Origin of the sequence: Paenibacillus sp. EKM206P, from assembly GCF_011066155.1 — a bacterium.
Classification (GTDB): domain Bacteria; phylum Bacillota; class Bacilli; order Paenibacillales; family Paenibacillaceae; genus Paenibacillus; species Paenibacillus polymyxa_D.
The window spans coordinates 1-937 of the sequence record NZ_JAAMNQ010000055.1 but is presented as its reverse complement, the minus strand read 5'-3'; the positions used below and the strand labels follow the sequence as shown (position 1 = coordinate 937).

At 57.8% G+C, this 937-nt stretch carries 1 protein-coding gene; it reads right to left on the bottom strand.

Features of this window, described 5'->3' with window-relative positions:
• A partial coding sequence (locus tag G9G53_RS25615) for an AMP-binding protein (RefSeq protein WP_165150875.1) occupies nt 1-937 on the bottom strand: 937 nt, incomplete at both ends.

Here is a 937-nt window from a genome sequence, read left to right as displayed (position 1 = left end):
CCGGTCAGGCTCGACACGAGCCGTTGGAAGCGAGCCACATGCTGTGGCGGCAAGGCTTCACCACTGGCAAAGACATGACGCAGCGTTGCCAGTTTCGCTTGCATTACTTCCCGTGGCTGCTGCTCCACATACTCCAGGAACGCATGCAGCATGGCAGGTACAAAGTGCATCGTGCTCACGCCATCGCGGACAATGGCGTCGACGATCTCTTCCGGGTTCTTTTCCCCGCCCACGGACAACAGGCTCACCTTCGAGCCGACCAGCGACCACCAGAACAGCTCCCACACCGACACGTCGAAGGTGAAGGCGGTCTTTTGCAGGATCGTATCTTCCGCACTCAAGCCGTATCGATCATGCATCCACAAAATCCGGTTCAGCACAGAATGATGCTCCACCATCACACCCTTCGGTTTTCCCGTGGAGCCGGACGTATAGATAACATAGGCTACATGGTGCGGTCCGGCCAGTGGCTCCAGATTCGAACCGTCTTCGTGGTAAATGTCCTTGCCAGCCTGCTCATGACGATCCAGCACCAGCACCTGGCCGTCGAAGCTCAAGGATGCTTGCTCTGCCAGATGCGATTGCGTCAGCACCAGCTTCGCTCCCGAATCCTCCAGCATGAAGCGGATGCGGTCGGCCGGATATTCTGGATCAATTGGCACGTAGGCTCCGCCTGCCTTGAGGATCGCGTAGATGCCTACGATCATCTCTAGCGAGCGCTGAACCAGTATGCCTACCGGCTGATCCGGTTCAACACCTTCCGCACGCAACGTCCGAGCCAAACGGTTCGCGCGCTCATTCAGCTCCGCGTAGGTCAACGATTCCGCTCCACACAGCACTGCCACTTGCTCCGGTGTGCTCGCTACCTGCTGCTCGAACAGTGAACTTAACGTCTGATCTTGCGGATAATCTGCCGCCGTATCTCCCCACACCTGAA